This window comes from Streptosporangium sp. NPDC049248, from assembly GCF_040678965.1.
Taxonomy (GTDB): domain Bacteria; phylum Actinomycetota; class Actinomycetes; order Streptosporangiales; family Streptosporangiaceae; genus Streptosporangium; species Streptosporangium fukuiense.
The window spans coordinates 12,085-32,141 of record NZ_JBFAQY010000010.1 but is presented as its reverse complement, the minus strand read 5'-3'; the positions used below and the strand labels follow the sequence as shown (position 1 = coordinate 32,141).

The window sequence follows — 20,057 nt, the reverse complement described above, 5'->3', positions numbered from 1 at the left end:
TACACAAGAGGTTTGTGTATCGTTACACACGTGTCAGTGGAGAGGGGCGGCGCCCGGCCGCGTACGGCCTATGCGGGCTTTGCCGCGTTCGGTGCTTTCTGGGGAGTGTGGGGTGCCTCGGTGCCCGCGATCCGCGCCCAGGCGGAGCTCGGGGACGGGCAACTCGGCATGGCGCTGCTGTTCATCGGGGCGGGGGCGCTGCCCGCGATGCTCGTCACCGGCAGGGCGGTCGACCGCTGGGGGCTCCGGGTCGCCGCGCTGCTGCTGGTGACGCTCGGCGCGGCGGGGACGCTGGTGGCCGTGGCCGGACGCGACTTCTGGAGCCTGTCGGCGGGGCTGGCCCTGCTCGGCGCCTCCTCGGGTGCGGCGGACGTCGCGATCAACTCGGCGGCGGGCTCGGCGGAACGGGCCTCCGGCAGGCCGGTCATCACCCGCGCGCACGGCACCTTCTCCGCCCTGGTGGTGGTCGGCAGCCTCTCCGCCGGGCTGCTCGGCGCCCTGGGAGCGCCGGTCGTCGTACCGTTCCTGCTGGTCGCGGTCGCCGCGACCGGCGCGGCGCTCGGTGTCGTCGCCGACGCGCGGGTCGCCCCGGTCGCGGCGGGGGCCGTCCGGGGCGGCGAGCGGCCGGAGTACGCGGTGAGCCGGGCAGGTGAGAGAAAGGGCAGTGGCCGGGCGGAGGTGCAGGACGGCGAGCGGCACGGGGACGCGGTGAGCCGATCAGGTGGGAGAGGGGTGCGGCTGTTCCCGCTGCTCGTGGTCGGCGCCCTGGGCGCGCTGGCCTTCGCGGTGGAGAACGCCCACCAGAGCTGGGGCGCGGTCTACCTGGCGGATGTGGCCGACGCCGGTCCCGCGCTCGCCTCAGCCGGTCCGGCGGTCTTCGCCGCCGTCGTCGCCCTCACCCGCTTCGCCGCCGGCGCGCTCGGTTCCCGGCACGCCACGACCGTGCTCGTCTCGGGCGCCGCGACGGCCGCGGCCGGGACCCTGCTGGTGTCCGGCGCGAGGTCAGTCCCGGTGGTCCTGCTCGGGCTGGCCCTGGCCGCCGCCGGTACGGCGGTGCTCTTCCCCATGCTGATGGGCGTCGTCGCCGCCCAGGTCGGCGAGGCCGCCAGAGGGAGGGCGACATCCGTGGTGTCCACCGTGGCCTACCTCGGCTTCCTCGCCGGCCCCGGCTACGTCGGGCGCTGGGCCGAGGCCACCGGCCTGTCAGGTGCGATGGTGGCCGTCGCCGCCCTGGCCGCCGCCCTCGCGGCCCTGTCCTGGCCCGCCCTGCGAGCGGCCGCCCGCACCGGCTCCTGGTGGGACCCCGGAGACCTCTCCCCTGCGAAGCAGGCCTCCGGCCGCACCTCATGACAACCCGGCCATCAGGCCGACCTTCCCGGATGGCTCGCAGTGCCGGTCGTCTCGCCTGGTCGAAGGAGATCGTTCGCTTCCCGGCGTTCACCGGGCGGACTACTGAAGGCGTGCGCGAAAGTACTTAAGCGTGTCAGATTCCCCGTCGTTCCCGTCCTCCTAACTTGGTGGTCACAAGAGAGCACGACCACTGAGGAGAGAGACATGAGCGACATGAACGAGCTGGTCCAGCGCTACCTCGCCGCGTGGAACGAGACCGACGCCGCCGCGCGGCAGGCCGTTCTGGCGGAGGTCTTCGCCGAGGACGCGGTGTACACCGACCCGCTGGTCTCCGTTCGGGGCAGGGACGGGCTCGACGCCACCATCGCGGCGGTCCAGGGTCAGTTCGGCGGGCTGGTCTTCAGCCTCGGCGGCGCCGTGGACGCCCACCACGACATCGCGCGGTTCACCTGGCACCTGGGACCCGAGGGCGCCGAGCCGATCGTCATCGGCTTCGACGTCGCGGTGATCGGTGACGACGGGCGGATCAGCCAGGTGCTCGGCTTTCTCGACAAGGTGCCGGCCGGAGCCTGAACACCTCGGGGCGGGCCGCCGGGCCGGTCCGCCCCGGCCGTCCACGGAACAGAGGGGAAACCATGACCGCCTATGTGATCGCGCATCTTCGTGACCCGGAGGAGCTCCATCCGGAGGTGCTGGAGTACATGGAAAGGATCCAGCCGACGATGGAACCGTTCTCCGGCCGCTTCGTCGTCCACGGAGGAGCGGTGGACGTCCGTGAGGGCCGGTGGCCCGGAAGCGTCATCATGCTTGAGTTCCCGTCGGGGCAGAACGCCCGGGACTGGTACGAGTCGGCCGCCTACCAGGCGATCCTGCCGCTGCGAGCAGACCATCTGGAGGGCGAGGTGATCATCGTCGAAGGCGTCGGGCCCGGCCATGACGCGTCCGCGAAGGCCGCCGAGCTCAGGCGGTGACGTCGTAGTTGAAGCCGAAGGCCCGCACGCCGGTCTCCGTACGGGGACGGTGGCTCGTCTCCGGGCCGAAGGCGACGTAGGTGCCCGGGCCGTGGATGTGGTCCCCCTCGATGACCTCGCCGCTCACGACGAAGTACACCTCGCCGTAGGTCTCGTGGACATCCGGACTCGGCCATTCCATACCCGGGGCGATGTCGATCACCCATGTCCTGATCCCCGGCAGGCCCGGGAGCGCCCGTACGTGGACACCGGGACCCAGCTCGATCGGCGGGACCTCGTCGACGTCCACGGTGAGCATCTGCCCGGGTAGCACCTGTTCCGGAGTACTCATCGAGGCAGGATCTCACAGCCCCAGCCGATCGGCGAAATCCTTGAGCTCGCTCCGGGAGGCGACGCCGAGCTTGGGATAGGCCTTGTAGAGGTGGTAGCCGACCGTCCGGTGGCTGAGGAAGAGCTGCGCGGCGATGTCGCGGTTGGACAGGCCCTGAGCGGCGAGCCGGGCGATCTGCAGTTCCTGTGGGGTGAGGCCGGCGGCCACGCCTTCGGCGGGCCTGGCGCCCCGGTCCTGGGCGCCGGTCGCGGCGAGCTCGCCGCGGGTGCGCTCGGCCCACGGCCGCATGCCGATCCGGTCGAAGACCTCCAGGGCATCGTTCAGCGATCCGCGGGCCTCGGCCTTCCGCCGAGCCCTGCGCAGCCACTCGCCGTAGAGCAGCGCGGTCCTGGCGTACTCCAGCGCGCGGCCGTCCTGGTCGTGCAGTTCGAGGGCCGCCGTGTAGAAGGCCTCGGCCTGGTCGTCGGCGGCGAGCAGCCCACGGCAGCGCAGCACGAGCGCGTCGGCCCACGGCTGCCGGACCGACTCGGCCCACCGTTCGAAGCGCGCCAGGGGCTCGGCGGCGTGTTCCGGCGCCCCCACCCGTACGGCCGACTCCACCAGGTCGGGAGTGGAACGGGTGGCGCAGATGTGATGGCGCATCGGCTCGTGGGTCAGGCGCTCGAAGCGGGCGAGCGCGGCCTCGGCGCGGCCGAGGCCGAGGTCCAGCAGCCCGAGTGACCAGTGCGCCCACGGCGCGCCGGGGGAGATGCCCCCGGTGGTGGCCCCCGCCAGCCCCTCCTCGACGTTGCGCCGGCAGGCTGCCTCCTCCCCTCTGGCCGCGTCAAGGTAGGCGAGCACGCTGCTGAACTGGCTGACCCACTGCCGCTGACCGGTGTCGCGGGCGAGCCCCAGCGCCTCGGTCGCCGTGGCGAGCGCGTCCAGGTGCCGTCCGGTGAAGACCTCGCCCTCGACCATGAAGAACAGCGCCGTCGGCAGCCGCCCGGCGCCGCCCCGGGCGCGGTGTTCGGCGGCGAGCGCGACCGCCAGCTCGTAGGCGTCGGCGTCCTGGCCCAACGCGAGCGCCGCTCCGCAGAGGATCATCAACGCCTGGTCGGGGGCCCGGCCCCGCCGCCGCATCGCCGCGAGGGTGTCGCCCAGCGGCGGCGGCCGCTCGGAACGGCCCCGGTCGAGATGGGCGAGGTAGGACCCCGCCGGCGCGAGTGGATCCGCGTCGTCCAACGGCAGCGCGGCCAGCCGGTCCAGCGTCGCCGCGAGCTGCCGCTCCCCCAGGTACCAGGAGGTGTGAACGGCCTGGATCAGCAACCCGGCGGCCTGGCCCGGATCGGTGTCGTGGACGAGCCCGGCGCCGTCGAGCAGCAACCGGTGGGCGGAGGGGTAGGAGCCCTGCCAGAAGTCGGCGAGCGCCCGCACCTGGGCGATCCGCGCGTTCACCGTCGGGGCCTCGTCCAGCCGCCGGGCCGCGCGGCCCCCGAGGGCTCTGGCACGCTCCAGATCCCCCGCCTCCAGCGCCGCCTCCGCCGCCAGGGCCTCGCGGTGGGCCCTGGCGGCGGGCTCGGCGCTCAGGCGGGCCGCCCGTTCGTACGCCGCCGCGGCCGCCTCGTGGCCGCTGCGTTCGCGGGCACGGGCGGCGGTGCGTTCCAGCGCGGCGGCGGCCTCCTCGTCGGCTCCGGTGGCGGCGGACGCCAGATGCCAGGCCCGGCGGTCGGCGTGTTCGGGCGAGCCGAGGGCCGCGGCGAGCGCGCGATGGGCGGCGAGGCGTTGCCCGAGCGGCGCCCGCTGGTAGACGGCGGCGCGGATCAGAGGATGGCGGAAGCGGATCGTGGTGTCGTCGGCGTCACCGCGGAGCACCAGGCCGGCCCGCTCGGCGGGGGACAGGTCCTCGACGGCCGCCCCCAGGGCGGCGGCGGCACGCAGGATCACGGCGAGTTCTCCGGTCTCGTCGGCCGCCGCCACCAGGAGCAGGCTCTGGCAGGCTTCCGGCATCCGGCTGACCTGACCGTGGAAGGCCAGTCGCAGGCGGCCGGTGAGGGGGAGCGCCCCCGGCGAGAACGCGCTGCCGCCCTCGGCGGCCAGGGCGACCGGCAACTCCAGCAGAGCCAGCGGGTTGCCGCCGGCCTCGGCGAGCAGGCGGTAGCGCACGGCGGGTGTGAGCGGATGCCGGTCGAGCAGGGCCGCGGCCGCCTCCGGGGCCAGCCCGGAGAGGCGCGACTCCGGAAGGCCGGGGGCAGGGAAGGATCCCTCGCCGTCCCGGGCGGCGAAGATCATGACCACGCCCTCGGCGCGCAGGCGCCGGGCGGCGAACAGAAGCGCGTTCCGCGACGCCCGGTCGAGCCACTGCGCGTCGTCGACCAGGCACAGCAGTCCCGTCTCGCCCGCGTGCTCCGCCAGCAGGGAGAGCACCGCCAGCCCCACCAGCATCGGCTCGGAGCCGGCCGCGGGCCCGAGCCCGAACGCCGCCTCCAGGGCCTCGCGCTGCGGGCCGGGCAGTGCGGCGAGGGATCCGAGCGCCGGGCGCAGCAACAACTGCAGCCCAGAGAACGGCAGCTCCGCCTCGGACTCGACTCCCGTACCGCGGACCAGCCGCATGTCCCCGGCCGTCGCGGCGGCGTGGTCGAGCAACGCCGTCTTGCCGATGCCCGGCTCGCCGCGCAGCACCAGCGACGAACTGGTGCCGGCCCGGGCTCCCGCCAGCAGTTCGGCGATCGCGTCCTCTTCGGACTTCCTCCCGTGCAGCTTCCCCGCGTCCATCACCTCATCCTGGCATTAGCCCGGTAATGGCCTATATCTGCAGATAAGAATCCGTAGACCGACCTCGGCGGCATACAAGGGAGCCGCTTGACCGCTCTCCCGGTGGGACCACGGGGCTGACGGCCTGCGGCATCCGGCACGACGCTGTCACTGGGCGCCGGCGGCCGGGCGTATCACGATCTCGTTGACGTCGACCTCGGCGGGCCGGCTGATCGCGAAGGCGACGGCGTCCGCGATCGCCTCGGCCGGGATGGTCACCGACCGGTAGGTCTTCATGGCCTCGCGGGCCACCGGGTCCGAGATGGAGTCGGCCAGCTCGGACTCGGTGACGCCGGGGGAGACGACGCTCACCCGGATGTCGCCCGCGGACTCCTGGCGCAGCCCTTCGGAGATCGCGCGGACCGCGAACTTGGTGGCGCAGTACACCGCGGCGGTCGGCGACACCTCGTAGGCGCCGACCGAGGCGATGTTCACGAAGTGCCCGCCGCCCTGCTCTCGCATGACCGGCAGGGCGGCGGCGATGCCGTGGAGTACCCCGCGGACGTTCACGTCGATCATCCGGTCCCACTCGTCGACCTTCAGTTCCGCGAGCGGTGACAGCGGCATCACGCCGGCGTTGTTGACCACCACGTCCAGTCGCCCGTACCGCTCCCGCGCGGTGGCCACGAAGGCCCGCACGTCAGCGGCATCGGTGACGTCCAGCCGCCGGAACGAGGTGCTGCCACCGTCGGCGATGATCCTTGCCGTCAACTGTTCCAGCCGGTCCGTACGCCGCGCGCCGAGGAGGACGTGATAGCCGTCGGCGGCCAGGCGGAGCGCCGTCGCCTCGCCGATCCCGCTGCTCGCCCCGGTGACCGCGACGACCTTGGCCGATGCCCTCATACCTGCTCCTTCTCCCGGTACAGCACGAGGTGCTCGTGGTAGAGCACGCCGTCGCGGATGTCGCCCGTGGCGGTGAATCCGGTGTCGTCGACGTAGTCCAGATGACCGCCGGTCACCGTGTACCGGCCCGTGTACGCGCTGCGCCGGTCGCCGCGTGCCTCGTCGTACCGGCCGTCCGCTCGCAGTTCCTGGCGGATGTGGCCGTCCGCGGTCACCCACATGCCGACCACGTCCACCTTCCCGTCATCGGTGGTCCTCGTCATGGTTCTCTCCCTCGCGTCGCGATCTGCCCTTCGCCACCGAGTCTGGGCGGGTCGCGGGCCGCCAACCAGGACGCTCACTGCCTGGGGGTGACACACCCGGGCAGGCCGCCGTCCGCCTGTCTAACCTGGGAGTATGGCTGACAACGAGCTGGGAGACTTTCTGCGGGCACGCCGTTCGGGCCTGCGGCCTGAGGACGTCGGCATGGCGACCTACGGGGTCCGCAGGGTCGCCGGACTGCGGCGCGAGGAGGTCGCCGTTCTGGCCGGTATGAACGCCGACTACTACACCCGCCTGGAACAGGGGCGCGAACGCCATCCCTCACCCCAGGTGCTCGATGCCCTCAGCCGTGCCCTGCATCTGGACGCCGACGCCCGCGCGCACCTGTACCGGCTGGCGGGCGCCGCGCCGAACGAGCGGCCAGACCAGATCCGGGACACGGTCGGTCCCGCACTGCGCCAGCTGATGGACGGCTACCCGAACACTCCCGCGTTCGTCGTCAACCGCACCCTGGACATCCTCGCCGCCAACGCGCTGGCCGAGGCCCTGTTCTCGCCCTTCGAGCCCGCCGACAACCTGGCCCGGATGACCTTCCTCGACCCCGCCGGGCGGCACTTCTACACTCGCTGGAACTGGGCCGCCCAGGCCACCGTGGCCAACCTGCGGCAGGCGGCCGGCTTCGACCCCGGGCATCCCCGGCTCCGCGAGCTCGTACGGATCCTGACCGAGCAGAGCGGCGAGTTCGCGGCCCTGTGGAGCGCCCACGACGTGCGGGGCAAGACCCGGGACGCGAAACACCTCATGCACCCGGACGTCGGCCCCCTGGTCCTTACCTATCAGGCCTTCGACGTACGCGACGCGCCCGGCCAGCAACTGATCATCTACCATGCCGAACCCGGCAGCCCCAGTGCCCAGGCACTCACCCTGCTCGGCAGCATAGGCGCCACCCGACGACAGCCCCTGGACCGTTCGGCCGATTGAGTGCCCGTGACCTCCTCTGAAGCGACGGCCTGGAGGGGGCGGCGAGGGCTCGTGGTGCTCGGCCGAGCGGGAGAAGGGCGGTTCGTGGCATAAGGTAGATGGCTGTTGCGTTCCACAGGGGCGCATGCACTGACCGCTCGGCGGCCGCGACAGCGGTATCACCCCGGTCGAAGCCCACCACCCCCGGTGGGCTCCCGAGCCGGGCGGAGTCTCCGTCTGGATGTTGGACGGAGATCTGTTGAAGTCGTACTTCGCCGTGCTCAGTACGCCCGGAGCCTGGCGGTTCCTCGTCCCCGCGTTCGCCGCGCGCCTGCCGTACGCGATGCTCCAGCTCGGCGTCCTGCTGCTCGTGCAGTGGTCCACCGGCTCGTACGGTGTGGCGGGTGTCGCCGCTGCCGCCGCCGCGGTGGCGGCGGCGCTGGCCGGTCCGCAGTCCGGGCGGCTGGCCGACAGGCACGGTCAGGCGAAGGTGCTGTTCCCGCAGGTCGGTCTGCACGCCGCCGCGCTGGGCACGCTGCTCGTGCTGGCCTCCGCCCATGCCCCGGCCCCGGCGCTGGTGGTCGTCGCGGCACTGGCCGGTGCCACGGTGCCGCAGATCGGCTCGATGGTCCGGGCCCGCTGGGCGCACCTGCTCGGCGGCTCGGGCAGGCTCGATGTGGCCTTCGCCCTGGAGTCCATCACCGACGAGCTGACCTTCACCCTCGCCCCGGTGCTACTGGTGGCCATCTCGACCGGGTTCTCACCGGTCTGGGCGCTTCTACTGGCACTGATCATGATCGTGATCGGGACACTGCTGTTCGCCCTGGTCGGCAAGGGGGCTCCCGAGCCGATGCCGGTCCGGGTCCGTGCCCAGCGCGGGGTGTTCCGGCTGCGGGGGGTGGCCGTGCTCGCGGGTGCCTTCGTCGCCATCGGCACCGTCTTCGGCAGCCTCCAGGTCGGCATCACCTCCTACACCGCCGCACTCGGCCAGGCCGGAACTGCGGGGTCGATCTACGCGACCTTCTCGGGGGCCAGCTTCGTCGGCGGCATCCTCTACGGCGTCGTCCGCTGGCGGGCGGGTGCCCCGATCCGTCTCGTGGCGGGCGTCGGGCTGCTCTCCGCCGCCACCGCCGTCCTGATGTTCGCCACGTCCATCCCCATGCTGTACGGCGGGGCGGCCCTGGCCGGGTTCGTCATCGCCCCCGCGGTGATCACCGGCTACACGCTGGTCGAGACCCTGGTGCCCAGCGAGGTCAGGACCGAGGCGTTCACCTGGCTCACCGGCGCGATCGGCCTGGGCATCGCGACCGGCGCCGCCGTGGCCGGTCAGCTCGTGGACCGCTTCGGCGAGGCCCTGGCCTTCCTGGTCCCGCCGATCACCACCGGCCTGGCGGCCGTGCTGGTTCTGATCTTCCTCCGGACCCTGAGGCCCGCCGTCCAACACTCCCAGCCCCGCGAACTGGCCCCGGCCGCCTGAGACACCCCCGGTTCTCCGCCTGCTGCGAGAACTCGGGACGGACGGTGATCCCACCTGTCCTCGCGCCAGGAAGAACACGTCCAGAGGGACACGGATCATGCGGCTGATCGGACACGTGATGATCGTTCGATCAGCCGTGGGCGGCACGTTCGAGCTGTTCACCTCACTCCGAGGCGGAGCGTGGCAAGGAAGAGGGACCGCGTTCCGCGGTCCTTCGGGTGCGGGGGGCTTCAGGCGTTCGCGGCCTGGCGGGCGCGACGGGCCTCGCGGCGCTCGACGAAGCGGGAGGCGGTGGTCTCCAGACGGTCGAGGAACTCGGAGAGCTCCTCGCGGGCCTTCTCGCCCTCGGGCCCGAGGTCCTTCAGGTTGAACACGTCCCACTGGCGCAGGACCGGCTGCAGCACGTCGTCCATGTGCAGGCGCAGGTCGTAGATCCCGGCGTTGGCGATGGTCATGGCCTTGCGGGTGAAGCCCTCGATGCCGGTACCGGGCATCTGGAAGGTGGTGACGACGTCGGTCACCGCGCGCATGGTCTGGTCGGGGGCGAGCTGGAAGGCCGCGTTGAGCAGGTTCCGGTAGAAGAGCATGTGCAGGTTCTCGTCGGCGGCGATCCTGGCGAGCAGGCGCTCGCAGTTCGGGTCCAGGGAGGCCTTGCCGGTGTTGCGGTGCGAGATGCGGGTGGCCAGCTCCTGGAAGGAGACGTAGGCGACCGAGGCGAGCACGCCCTCGTAGGAGTTGGTGAAGCCCTCGCCCATGTGCACCATCCGGGCACGCTCCAGCGCGACCGGGTCGACCGCGCGGGTGACCGTCAGGTAGTCGCGGATGGCGGTGCCGTGGCGGCCCTCCTCGGCGGTCCAGCGGTGCACCCAGGTGCCCCACGCCGCGTCGCGGCCCAGGGTCGTGGCGATCTCGTGGTGGTAGCTGGGGAGGTTGTCCTCGGTCAGCAGGTTGACGATGAGGGAGATCCGAGCCTCTTCGGGGATCTTGGTGTCGGACTCGTCCCAGGCGTCCCCCTCGAAGAGACCGTCGTAGTTCCGGCCTTCCGACCAGGGCACATACTCGTGCGGGAACCACTCCTTGGCCATCTTGTGGTGCCGGTCCAGCTCTCCCGCGACGACGGGCTCAAGTTCGAGCAGCAGCTCGGTCTCACTGAACTTTCGCATCAGGCCTCTCCCTCAAAGACTACGCAACCGTAACCTACGTTAGCGTAGGTAATACCCTGTCGGGTACGTGCGACACGCCTCATTCACTCGCCGGTAAGCGAGCGGAGGGGGCGGCCTCGTCGTCAGAGGCGACCTATCGGCTGGTGAGGGCGCCGGGCGTCGTTCGGGCCGGGCTGGATGGGGACCGTCACACCCCGGTCGCTCCCGGGCCGCCGGTGGCCGAGGCGGTCGGTCGCGTCGTCGCCGTCCAGGTGGCCTGATCGCAGGGCGGCGAGGAGGACCAGCGTCATCTCGGAGAGCAGCAGCAGACGCTGCGCCAGGCCGTAGTGGTCGGGGCCGCCGATCAGATCCGAGACCAGCGAGCCCGGGTGGGCGGCCAGGAACCAGGCCAGCAGCACCACGGAGGCGACAGCGGCCCCCGCCAGTGCCCGGCTCCCGGACCGGCGGCCGAGCATCCACCCCGCGCAGGGCAGCGCGGTGAAGACGACGGCCGCCGACCAGCGGTGGATCTCCCCGCCGATCGAGGTGACACCGGGCGCCGCGTCGGTGGGGAACGTGGCGGTGAGCAGGAGTCCCAGTGCCGAGGCGACGAACAGCGCGCGCGCCGCGGCGCCGCGCACCGGGTCCACCCTGGCCAGCAGGTACGCGACCCAGAGGCAGCCCATGGCCAGGGCGATCGTGCCGCCGGTCATCGCCCAGGCACTGTCAACGCGCAGCGCGTACTCGCTGACCAGGCCGTTCAACGGGCTCACCGCGTCCGCCGAGGCCAGGTGCGCGTAGCCCATCGCGGCCAGGGCGAGCAGCGGCCCGGCCACACCCGGCAGCCGGGACGGCAGGTCCTTGTTCATCGTGCGGCCTTTCGGTAAAACGCTGTGGAGTCCATCGCCCCGCCTCCCGGTGAATCGTCTCGGGGTTCATTGCATCGCCTCCGGTGTTTCGCCCCGGAGTTCACCGCGCCATGTCCTGGTAGATCACCGCGGAGCCCGGCGTCCCGCGCCGGGGGATCACCGCGCCACCTCCCGGTAGATCGCCTCGAACCTGGCCAGGGAGGCCTGGTGGTCGTGGGTCAGCGCGATGGCGCGGCTCGCGGTGCCCATCGAGGCACGCAGTCCCGGTGAGGCGAGCAGGGTACTCAGGTGCCGCGCCAGTTCCCGGACATCGCCCGGTGAGAACAGGCCACCGTTCTCGCCGGGCCGTACCAGGTGCGGCAGGGCCATCGCGTCGGCGGCGACGACCGGCAGGCCGGTGGCCATGGCCTCCAGCGTGGCGATGCTCTGCAGCTCCGCGACGCCCGGCATGGCGAAGACGTCGGCGGCGGCGTACGCCTGGGGCAGCGCCTCGTCCGGCACGAAACCGAGGAAGGTCACCCGGTCGCCGACTCCGATCCGGTCGGCCAGCCGGGCCAGTGCGGCCCGTTGCCCGCCGGTGCCGACCAGCGCGATCTGCGCGTCGGCGTTGTTGAGCACGTGCGGCAGGGCACGGATGAGCTCGTCCAGCCGCTTCTCCTCGTCCAGCCGGCCGACGAACAGGATGGTGTCCCGGTCGGGCAGGCCGAAGGCTCCGCGCGCCCACGCCTTCGGCTCGGCACGCGGCTGGAACCTCGCCAGGTCGATGCCGCAGGAGACGGGCTCCACCGGCGGGCCGAAGCCCTTCGCGGTGAGCAGTCCCGCCGCGATTCTGGTGGGTGTGGTGACCCGGTCCGCCCGGGAGAAGACCCGGTTGAAGTCCTTCCAGGCCAGCGCGCCCGCCCTGGTGCGGAGCCGTTCGGGGATGTGCGCGAACTGGAAGAGGTTGTCCGGCATGAAGTGGTTGGTCGCCACGACGGGGATGCCGGCACGCCGGGAGGCGGAGATCGCCGCGCGGCCGACGACGAAGTGCCCCTGGGTGTGGACCACGTCGGGGGAGATCTCGTCGATGAGCCGGTCCAGCCGGGTCGGCACCGAGACGCGCATGGTCGGGTGGACCAGCACCGGTGCCGAGCGCAGCCGGTGCACGGTCACCCCCTCCACCCGCTCGGTCCCGGCCGGGCCCAAGGCCGAGGCGCACACCACGTGGACCTCGTTGTCCCGCTCGGCCAGGCCCCGGGCCAGCCGGTGCGTGAAGTAGGCGGCGCCGTTCACGTCCGGCGGGTAGGTGTCGGTGGCGATCAGCACCCGGCGAGGCCGGGTGGGAAGGACGGCGGGGACCCGCGCGGGGATCGGCAGGGCGGCGGCGGACGGCATGGCCATCAGGACTCCGTTCATCGTGCTGTTCATCGCGCTGTCACGTCGTGCGATGGGGACATCGGGGTGGTGCGGGCCAGTGAGACGGTTCCGGCGGCGGTGAGCGCCGCCGCCGCCAGTGCGGTGAGCACCGCCGCCACGCCGGTCGGCAGTGGTTCACCGAGCAGGAGGGCGCCGAAGACGACGGCGGTGAGGGGGTCGGACACCTGGAGGGCGGCGAAGGCGACGCCGAAGTGGCCGACTGCGTAGGCGCGCTGGAGCAGGGCCAGTGCGATCAGAGCGGGCATCGGGACGGCGAGCAGGAACCAGAACTCCCCGCCCCCGTCGACCAGGACCCGGGTGAGCGTGGCGGTCGCGCCGTACAGCACGCCCGCGCCCATGGCGAGCAGGCAGGCTCTCGCGGCGGGGGAGGCCTGCCTGGCGGCGGTCCACAGCGCCAGGGAGGCGGCGGCCGCCCCCGCGAGCAGGGCCACCGCCTCCCCGGTGCCGAGGTGCGGGTCGCCGCCCTGGTCGGGCACGACCAGCACCAGGCCGATCAACCCGATCGAGATCACCGCGGCGGCGGCCAGTTCGCCCGGCCGCGGCCTGCGACGTCGCAGCGCGGCGGCGCAGGGCAGGGCGAACAGCAGGCTGGCCACGCCCATCGGCTGTACCACGGTGAGCGGGCCGTACTTCAGCGCGACGACGTGCAGGGCCGTGCCCGCCGCGATGGCCAGGCCACCGAGCAGCCACCTGGGGCGGCGGACAAGGTGTCTCAGGACGGCGCGGGAGGTGCTCGACGCCTCGAACTGCTGCAGCGCGGCGCCGAGTGCGAAGAACAGGGAGCCCAGCAACGCCAGGCCTGCCGCCAGCACGGTCATGCGCACTCCTCCCAACCAGATGAAGCCATGGCGAGATGACCGGATCGCCTCGGGAAGGCGTCCGGTGGGGGTCTCGCGATGAACAGTGGAAGCGTCCCGTGGCCGGAGGTGCCGGAGCCATCGGGATTAACCCTGACTTCTCGGGGAATTCCCCGGGATTCGCATCGGGGCTGTTGACTAGCTGGCTTCTCTTGTCATAGTTTCGCGGGCATGGATCTCGTGGGCGCCTGGCGCCTGGTCGAGTGGCGGATCGTCAGTGCCGGAGGAAGGGTTTCGCACCCCTTCGGCGCCGACGCGGTAGGGCTGCTCTGCTACACCCCCGACGGCCACATGAGTGCGACCATCGCGCGCGCCGGGCGATCCCCGCTACCCGGTGTCAGCCCGCGGAAGGCGCCCCCGGAGGTGCTGGCCGAGGCGTTCACCTCGTTCTTCGCCTACGCGGGCCGCTACGAGATCCGCGACGGGTACGTCGCCCACGACGTCGAGCTGTCGCTCAACCCGGCCTTCGTCGGCACCGTCCAGATCCGCGAGCTGAACGCCGACGGCGACCGTCTGGTGCTGGCGGCGGAGGAGGACGGCCGGTGGCACACTCTGATCTGGAAGCGATCATGAACGCCGACGGCGTCAGTCGCCGGAGGTGACCAGGCTCGCCTGCGGCTCCGCCGGGACCCGAGGCCGGCGCAGGTAGCGGACGACCTCGACCGCGGCGGTGATCGTCACGGCGATCCCGAGACCGAGCAGCAGGCCCTTGACCGGGTCGTTCTCGAAGGCCGCGCCGCCCACGTAGCCGATCAGTCCCGAGTAGAGCGCCCAGGAGAGCGCGGCCACCGCGTCGAAGAGGGCGAACGAGCGCCGGGGGTAGGCGACCGCGCCCATGGTGAGGGTGCAGGCGGTACGGCCGCCCGGGATGTAGCGGGCCACCACGAGGATCAGCCCGCCCCGTTCCGCCAGTGCCCGCTCCGCCCAGGCGAACGTCCTGCGGCTGCGCCTGCCGCTACGCAGCCGGTCGTTGGCGCCGCGCCCGATGGCGTACGAGACGTGGTCACCCGCGAACGCGCCCAGCGCGGCCGCCGCGACGATCAGCGGCAGGTCGGGCGCGCCGGTGGCGGCGGCGAACACCCCGGCGGTGATGACGGACGTCTCGGCCGGCACCACGGGGAAGAACCCGTCGAGTAACGCCAGCGCGAACAGCGCCGGATAGATCCAGGGAGACGCCATCGCGTCGTGCAGGGTGTCAAGGATTGCCTGTGTCACACCGGGCTCCAGTCAGGGGGCGGGGATGCCTCGTACGGAACGCTGACACCCCCGGTGATCTCCGGACATCCGGGAGAACCCCCGAGGTCTCCGGTCATGCCCCTGAGATCACCATGAGATCCGTCCCGCCGACCCTAGGAACCGGGCACGGCCCGCCACATCCCCCGAACGGCCCCGACCACCTCCGACTTTCGTCGGGGAGCGACACGGAGGCCCGCGCACGGAGCGGGAACGCTCAGTTGAGCTGCCAGATGGCGAGATTCAGCGAGGACGCGTAGGTCACCCAGAGCAGGTAGGGGACCAGGAGCCAGGCGGCGGGGCGGCTGATCCGCCAGAACAGCACGATGTTGAGCACGATGGCCAGCCAGAGGACGACGATCTCCGCGAACGCCAGGCCGTACTGCCCGGCGCCGAAGAACAGCGGTGTCCAGGCCGCGTTGAGGATCAGCTGGACCGCGTAGACACCGAGCGCCGGGGTCAGGCCGCGCGCCGACCAGGCGAGCCAGCCGGACAGGGCGATCATGATGTACAGCACCGTCCAGGCCGGGCCGAACAGCCACTGCGGCGGCGCCCACGGCGGGCGCTCCAGTGACAGGTACTCGCCGCCGGCGTTGACGGCCGCCAGTGACCCCACCACCGCCACCAGCACGAGCGCGACGACGAACACCGGAAGCCCGGCCCAACGTTTTGGTATCCGATCCATGGCCATGCGAACCTCCCTGCCCTCTTTTCGCGCGTTCACCGCGCGGAGGTTGCCCCGTCAGGCGGGCGGGGCGGTGAGGGGGTCGTAGTGCAGGCGGCGTAGCACCCGGCGGAAGGCGTACAGCGAGAAGGCCACGGCCAGGCCGCTGATCACGGCCACGGTCGAGGTACGAACCAGCAGGTAGGTGCCGATCGACTCGTGCAGCAGCAGCCAGATGCTCACCGCGGAGTTGGCCAGCAGCACGAAGGCCCACAGCAGGGTGATGCGGGCGAAGAACCGGCGGACCCGCTCGTGTCTCAGCACCGCCGACGGCAGGTGGATGTAGTCGAGGGTCAGCCGCTGCACCAGCGGGCGGTTGAGCCGGACCGAGGCGAGGAAGACCATGCTGATGCAGATCGTCCCCAGCTCGGGCTGGAGGAAGTAGAGCACCGCGCTCCCGGTCCAGAACCCCAGCAGCGCCCGGACGGTGATCGCGATGACGGCGAGGATCATCGTCCCGGGCACCGGAATCCGCCGGACCAGCCGCCACCCCACCCCCGCGTACACCCAGGTGACCGCGGCGACCAGCGCGCCCCGCAGGCCGAGGACGGCCAGCGCGGCGTAGAAGACGGCGAGGGGGGCGACGACGCCCTCAAGCAGTCTCGGCGCCGCCTGTCTGGCCAGAGCGGCGAGGCGGGGGAGGACGATGGGCTGATGGCTCATGACGCTCCACGGGCTGGTGCGATGGTGGGCGCTTGGACGTTCGCGCCTACCCCGGCACGACGTACACATGCCGACCATGTCGAGGGCGATCGCGGAGATCGCCGTCTCCGGCTGTTCACCGGCCACTCACCGTATCTGACCGAGGTCCACCTTCTCGTGAAAACCGCTCATTACCATCTCAATCGGGTGCGAGGGAAGTGTGAATTATTACGATTAATGAAGACGATCACTTGCCCGGTAACGGTTGAGAAACGGAAGCTTTCCCGATTGGGTCCGGTCCGCGACCATGGGAGACATGGCAGTGCTGAGCACGCGCGCGTCCCGCCGTTCCACCGAGGGCGTCGCGAATGTGGCGGCCCAGCTCATCGGCTGGCCCGACCTGGCGCTGAAACGCACCCGCCGGGGGCTGGGATTTCGCTCCGGCGGCCGGGAGATCGTCAGAATGTCCGGCGATCACACCGCGGAACTGCTCCTCACCACCGACGTGATCGATCGGTGGGCCCGGGTGCTCACCGACTGCCGGCGGGTCACTCCGGGCGCGGACGCCGGGTGGGTGGCCATGACCATCGAGGGACGGGCCGACGCCGAGTTGTTCCTCTCGCTGGTCAGCGTCGCGATCAAGGTCAACCAAGGGTCGCGGTAGCCAGCCGCACGCCGAAGCCGATGAAGAGCGCGCCCACGCCCGTCCGCAGCGCCGTCGACATGCCGCGGCGAGCCCGGAACCGGCCGACCAGGAACGTGCCACCGAAGATCAGCGCCGACAGGTAGAGCACGCTGAACACCTGGCAGATCGCGCCCAGGATCAGGAACGACAGCGCGGGGGTGCCGTAGGCGGGGTCCACGAACTGGATGAAGAACGAGATGAAGAACAGGATCGCCTTCGGGTTCATCAGGCTGATCACCAGGGCCTTGCGGAAGGGGCTCTCCGCGGTCCGCTCCGGTTCGGGGGCCGCCGCCCGCGCGGCCTCGGGGGAGCGCCGTGAGCGCCAGGCCCCCCGCAGCATCTGGAACCCGATCCAGGCCAGGTAGGCCGCCCCGGCGTACTTGACGACGTTGAACAGGATCGGCGTCGACTTCAGCAGTGACGCGACCCCCGCCGCGGCGAGCACCATCAGGACGGTGTCGCCGAGGAAGACCCCCATCACCCCTCGATACCCCTGGCGTACCCCGCGCTGGGCGGCGGTGCTCAGCACGTACAGCGAGTTCGGGCCGGGCAGCAGGATGATGAAGAAGGCGCCGACCACGTAGGTCCAGATGTCGGTGATGCCAAAGAACATGGTGGTGCTCCAGGGGGCGGTATGGGATGCCTCGCTACCGTACCGCCGGAGATGTGCCTGCCGGCCGGTGGGTCCGATGGTCGGCAAGTTAGGTCGCCCGGTTTACCTTTAATTCCTATCGAATTAACATGAAATAGCTCGGGGGGTGTACCGCGAAACAACGAGTGAGGTCGTGAGATGAGCGAGACAGATCCCCCAACCGCGGACGACGGCCGGACGGCGATCAACGAGGACTGGGCGGCGACGGTCGTCGGGCTGGTGCTCCTGGCGCTGGTGCTCCTCGGCGTCATCCCCGTCGGGCTGGTGCCCTGATGAGCGCCGGGAGGCGAGAGAAGGTGGAGATCGGCGCGGCCGTCTCCGGGAGTGGCGGGGGGTGGGCGCTGCTCGGCGTCCTGGTCGTCCTGCTGCTGGCCGCGGCCACCCGCTACCTGGACAAGAACGTGCCGGACCTGCTTGAGGGCACCGCGCTCGGGGACATCGGCGCCGCCGTCGAGTATCCGGTGTACGCGATCATCCTGGGACTGGCGGGAAACGCGGTCCTGACCGCGACCGGGCTGCGCGACCGCCTCGCCGGAGGTTTCCGCACCGAGTTCTTCATCAAGACCGGTCTCGTCCTGTTGGGCGCCTCGATCAACCTCAAGGTGATCGTCACGGCCGCCGGTCCCGCGATCATCCAGGCGATCGTGCTGATCACCGCGGTTTTCCTGTTCACCTGGTGGCTCGGCGGCAGGCTCGGCCTGGACGACAGGCTCCGCGCGCTGCTGTCGGCCGCGGTGTCGATCTGCGGGGTGAGCGCGGCCATCGCGGCGGCGGGCGCCGTCCAGGCCAGGCGCGAACAGCTCGCCTACAGCGCCAGCCTGGTGATCGCCTTCGCCCTGCCGTCCATCTTCGTCCTGCCCTGGCTGGCCGGGGTCTTCGGGCTCAGCCCGGAGGTGGCGGGGGCGTGGATCGGCGGCAACATCGACACCACCGCCGCGGTGACCGCCGCCGGCGCGATCGTCGGAGATGACGCGCTCGCGGTGGCGAGCATCGTGAAGGTCACCCAGAACGCGCTGATCGGTGTGGTGACCATCGCGCTGACCGCCTACTTCGCCTTCCGGATCGAGCGCCGTGCCGACGCGGAGCGCCCGGGGCCGGGAGAGTTCTGGCGGCGTTTCCCGAAGTTCGTGCTCGGCTTCGTCGCGGCCTCGGTGATCGCCACCTGGTGGCTGTCCACGGTGACCGCCGCGGCGGGCAAGGCGACCATCGGGGTGGTCAACGACCTGCGGGTCTGGTTCCTGATCCTGGCCTTCGTCAGCATCGGCCTGGAGTTCCGGGTGGCCTCGCTCAGGGAGGCCGGCTGGCGCCCGGTGGGGCTCTTCGCCGCCGCGACCGCGGTCAACGTGGTCGTCGCCCTGGGGCTGGCCCTGCTGCTCTTCAGCGGTTTCGACGTCACCTGAGGTTCGGGTGAGGCGCGCGTCCGGTGCGGTTCGCCGTGCCGGACGCCGAAGCCGTGCCGGGGAACCGGGCTTTGGAACGTTCCTGTCCGGCGGTGCGGCGATTGACGTTTTTGGGCCTTGTGGCAGGACTCTGTCAAGGCTACGATCACGACAACTCTTAGGAAACTTTCCTAAAAGAAGTGCCGAATGGGGGTGCCCTTGGCTCGTGCGCCCCCTGTGACCAGATCATGAGCTGCGAAAACCCGGCGGCGTGAGCCGCCGCAACCGAAGGTCCGACCGTCCGGACGCCTCACCCCCCAGGTTCCACGTCCATGGGAGCGATCATGCGGCGCACCTTTCCCCTCCTCGTCCTGACAGCAGTTGCAAACCCTCGCCGCGCCCTGTCCGCGCCCGGCGCCCTCGCCCCGGCCATGCCCGGCGCCCCCGTCCCGGCCGCTTCCGGCGCCGCCGTCGCCGCACTCTCACCCGCCGATCGGCGACGCCCGGAGCGTGCGACGGTGGCGGCGCCCGTGACTCGATGAGCCCGGCGGTCCCCGGCGTCCCGCGCTGATCAACGGAACGGTCTCGCCACGGCGGGACCGCGCCCACCTCGCCGTACGGCTCGCGTCCACGTTCGCGCCCGCGCACCTCCCCGCGTGGCGCGGGCCGTACGGTCACACCCCCCACAGAACGCATGAGGTTAACGTGAAATTACGCGCCATCGCTCGTTCTCTCGTCGCCCTGGCGGCCCTCGTCCTGGCGATGACGGTCGCACTACCCGCCCAGGCCGCATCCCCCACCGCCGTCTTCACCAAGGTCTCCGACTGGGGCACCGGCTTCGAGGGCAAGTACACGATCACCAACGGCGGTACCACCACGATCAACGGCTGGTCGGTCGCCTTCGACCTGCCCTCCGGTGCCAACATCGGTGCCTTCTGGGACGCGTCGCTGAGCCGGAGCGGGCAGCGTTTCACCTTCACCAACGTCGGCTGGAACGGCACCCTGGCGCCCGGCGCGACCGCGAGCTTCGGCTTCAACGGCAGCCCCGGCGGCATCACTCCGTCCAACTGCACGCTCAACGGCGCGGCCTGCGGCGGCGACACCGGTACCACCGTCCCCGGTAAGCCGGGTGCGGTGTCGGCGACGGGCGGGGCGAACAGTGTGGCGTTGTCGTGGGGTGCGTCGTCGGGTTCGGTGACCGGTTACCGGGTGTACGAGGGGGCGTCGGTCAGGGCGACGGTGACCGGGACGAGTGCGACGGTGTCGGGGTTGGGGGTGTGCGAGGCGCACACCTACACGGTGGCGGCGTACAACTCGGCGGGTGAGGGGCCGAAGAGCGACCCGGCCAGTGCCACCACCACCGGCTGCACCACGGGTGTCCCCGGTAAGCCGGGTGCGGTGTCGGCGACGGGCGGGGCGAACAGTGTGGCGTTGTCGTGGGGTGCGTCGTCGGGTTCGGTGACCGGTTACCGGGT

The 20,057-nt window shown here is 71.6% G+C and carries 22 protein-coding genes; 10 read left to right on the top strand and 12 right to left on the bottom strand.

Annotation, left to right across the window (positions count from 1 at the left end; genetic code table 11):
* The first annotated feature begins 30 nt into the window (after positions 1–30).
* The 3 genes from AB0K21_RS19755 to AB0K21_RS19745 all read left to right on the top strand — a co-directional run bounded on the left by AB0K21_RS19755 (position 31) and on the right by AB0K21_RS19745 (position 2,321).
* Positions 31–1,350, top strand: coding sequence for an MFS transporter (locus tag AB0K21_RS19755; protein ID WP_364151698.1), 1,320 nt, complete (start codon positions 31–33; stop codon positions 1,348–1,350).
* Between the two features lie 204 nt (positions 1,351–1,554).
* Entirely contained in the window at positions 1,555–1,923 is a 369-nt protein-coding gene (locus AB0K21_RS19750; RefSeq protein ID WP_343965530.1) for a nuclear transport factor 2 family protein, read from the top strand.
* Positions 1,924–1,985: 62 nt separating this feature from the next.
* On the top strand, positions 1,986–2,321 hold the full coding sequence (locus AB0K21_RS19745; protein ID WP_343965533.1) for a DUF1330 domain-containing protein: 336 nt from the start codon (positions 1,986–1,988) through the stop codon (positions 2,319–2,321).
* On the opposite strand, the gene AB0K21_RS19740 is transcribed toward AB0K21_RS19745, so the two are convergent.
* From AB0K21_RS19740 to AB0K21_RS19725, 4 genes are all read right to left on the bottom strand, one after another.
* On the bottom strand, positions 2,311–2,652 hold the full coding sequence (locus AB0K21_RS19740; RefSeq protein WP_343965535.1) for an anti-sigma factor: 342 nt from the start codon (positions 2,650–2,652) through the stop codon (positions 2,311–2,313). The two genes, AB0K21_RS19745 and AB0K21_RS19740, sit on opposite strands and share 11 nt — an antisense overlap.
* Positions 2,653–2,664: 12 nt before the next feature.
* Positions 2,665–5,403, bottom strand: a complete 2,739-nt coding sequence (locus AB0K21_RS19735) for an AAA family ATPase (RefSeq protein ID WP_364151693.1) — start codon at positions 5,401–5,403, stop codon at positions 2,665–2,667.
* Positions 5,404–5,550: 147 nt separating this feature from the next.
* Positions 5,551–6,285: an SDR family oxidoreductase gene (locus AB0K21_RS19730; RefSeq protein ID WP_364151690.1), complete on the bottom strand. Its 735-nt coding sequence runs from the start codon at positions 6,283–6,285 to the stop codon at positions 5,551–5,553.
* Positions 6,282–6,548, bottom strand: a complete 267-nt coding sequence (locus AB0K21_RS19725) for an Atu4866 domain-containing protein (protein ID WP_364151687.1) — start codon at positions 6,546–6,548, stop codon at positions 6,282–6,284. The genes AB0K21_RS19730 and AB0K21_RS19725 overlap by 4 nt, the downstream gene beginning before the upstream one ends.
* A gap of 133 nt (positions 6,549–6,681) precedes the next feature.
* Here AB0K21_RS19725 and AB0K21_RS19720 point away from each other — a divergent pair, with 133 nt between their 5' ends.
* Positions 6,682–7,527 carry a helix-turn-helix transcriptional regulator gene (locus AB0K21_RS19720; protein WP_343982465.1) on the top strand — a complete coding sequence of 282 codons (846 nt, stop codon included), beginning with the start codon at positions 6,682–6,684 and terminating at the stop codon, positions 7,525–7,527.
* A gap of 220 nt (positions 7,528–7,747) precedes the next feature.
* Entirely contained in the window at positions 7,748–8,983 is a 1,236-nt protein-coding gene (locus AB0K21_RS19715; protein ID WP_364151684.1) for an MFS transporter, read from the top strand.
* Between the two features lie 230 nt (positions 8,984–9,213).
* Here the strand turns inward: AB0K21_RS19715 and AB0K21_RS19710 are convergent, their stop codons facing one another.
* The 4 genes from AB0K21_RS19710 to AB0K21_RS19695 all read right to left on the bottom strand — a co-directional run bounded on the left by AB0K21_RS19710 (position 9,214) and on the right by AB0K21_RS19695 (position 13,228).
* Entirely contained in the window at positions 9,214–10,146 is a 933-nt protein-coding gene (locus AB0K21_RS19710) for an acyl-ACP desaturase (RefSeq protein WP_364151681.1), read from the bottom strand.
* A gap of 122 nt (positions 10,147–10,268) precedes the next feature.
* Positions 10,269–10,994: a DUF998 domain-containing protein gene (locus AB0K21_RS19705; protein ID WP_343982457.1), complete on the bottom strand. Its 726-nt coding sequence runs from the start codon at positions 10,992–10,994 to the stop codon at positions 10,269–10,271.
* Between the two features lie 156 nt (positions 10,995–11,150).
* Positions 11,151–12,389, bottom strand: coding sequence for a glycosyltransferase (locus AB0K21_RS19700; RefSeq protein WP_364151678.1), 1,239 nt, complete (start codon positions 12,387–12,389; stop codon positions 11,151–11,153).
* Positions 12,390–12,397: 8 nt separating this feature from the next.
* Entirely contained in the window at positions 12,398–13,228 is an 831-nt protein-coding gene (locus AB0K21_RS19695) for a DMT family transporter (protein ID WP_364151675.1), read from the bottom strand.
* Between the two features lie 210 nt (positions 13,229–13,438).
* Between AB0K21_RS19695 and AB0K21_RS19690 the strand changes: the two genes are divergently transcribed.
* Entirely contained in the window at positions 13,439–13,840 is a 402-nt protein-coding gene (locus tag AB0K21_RS19690; RefSeq protein ID WP_343982448.1) for a lipocalin-like domain-containing protein, read from the top strand.
* A 12-nt stretch (positions 13,841–13,852) separates the two neighbouring features.
* On the opposite strand, the gene AB0K21_RS19685 is transcribed toward AB0K21_RS19690, so the two are convergent.
* The 3 genes from AB0K21_RS19685 to AB0K21_RS19675 form a co-directional block, all read right to left on the bottom strand.
* Positions 13,853–14,482 carry a VTT domain-containing protein gene (locus tag AB0K21_RS19685; RefSeq protein WP_364151672.1) on the bottom strand — a complete coding sequence of 210 codons (630 nt, stop codon included), beginning with the start codon at positions 14,480–14,482 and terminating at the stop codon, positions 13,853–13,855.
* Between the two features lie 235 nt (positions 14,483–14,717).
* On the bottom strand, positions 14,718–15,224 hold the full coding sequence (locus AB0K21_RS19680) for a TspO/MBR family protein (protein ID WP_364151669.1): 507 nt from the start codon (positions 15,222–15,224) through the stop codon (positions 14,718–14,720).
* Between the two features lie 18 nt (positions 15,225–15,242).
* A complete protein-coding gene (locus AB0K21_RS19675) occupies positions 15,243–15,887 on the bottom strand; it encodes a VC0807 family protein (protein ID WP_343982439.1) in 645 nt (214 codons plus the stop codon).
* 295 nt (positions 15,888–16,182) lie between these two features.
* Between AB0K21_RS19675 and AB0K21_RS19670 the strand changes: the two genes are divergently transcribed.
* Positions 16,183–16,530, top strand: coding sequence for a luciferase family protein (locus tag AB0K21_RS19670; protein WP_343982436.1), 348 nt, complete (start codon positions 16,183–16,185; stop codon positions 16,528–16,530).
* On the opposite strand, the gene leuE is transcribed toward AB0K21_RS19670, so the two are convergent.
* The gene (gene leuE / locus AB0K21_RS19665; protein ID WP_343982433.1) at positions 16,511–17,164 is read right to left on the bottom strand and encodes a leucine efflux protein LeuE; all 654 of its coding nucleotides are present in this window, start codon (positions 17,162–17,164) and stop codon (positions 16,511–16,513) included. The genes AB0K21_RS19670 and leuE overlap by 20 nt on opposite strands.
* Before the next feature lie 177 nt (positions 17,165–17,341).
* On the opposite strand from leuE, the gene AB0K21_RS19660 reads away from it, so the two are divergent.
* The 3 genes from AB0K21_RS19660 to AB0K21_RS19650 all read left to right on the top strand — a co-directional run.
* On the top strand, positions 17,342–17,476 hold the full coding sequence (locus AB0K21_RS19660; protein WP_343982430.1) for a hypothetical protein: 135 nt from the start codon (positions 17,342–17,344) through the stop codon (positions 17,474–17,476).
* Positions 17,476–18,603 (top strand): putative sulfate exporter family transporter, encoded by a 1,128-nt coding sequence (locus AB0K21_RS19655; RefSeq protein WP_343982427.1) that lies wholly within the window; start codon positions 17,476–17,478, stop codon positions 18,601–18,603. The genes AB0K21_RS19660 and AB0K21_RS19655 overlap by 1 nt, the downstream gene beginning before the upstream one ends.
* 684 nt (positions 18,604–19,287) lie before the next feature.
* A partial coding sequence (locus AB0K21_RS19650; protein ID WP_364151664.1) for a cellulose binding domain-containing protein occupies positions 19,288–20,057 on the top strand: 770 nt, incomplete at its 3' end.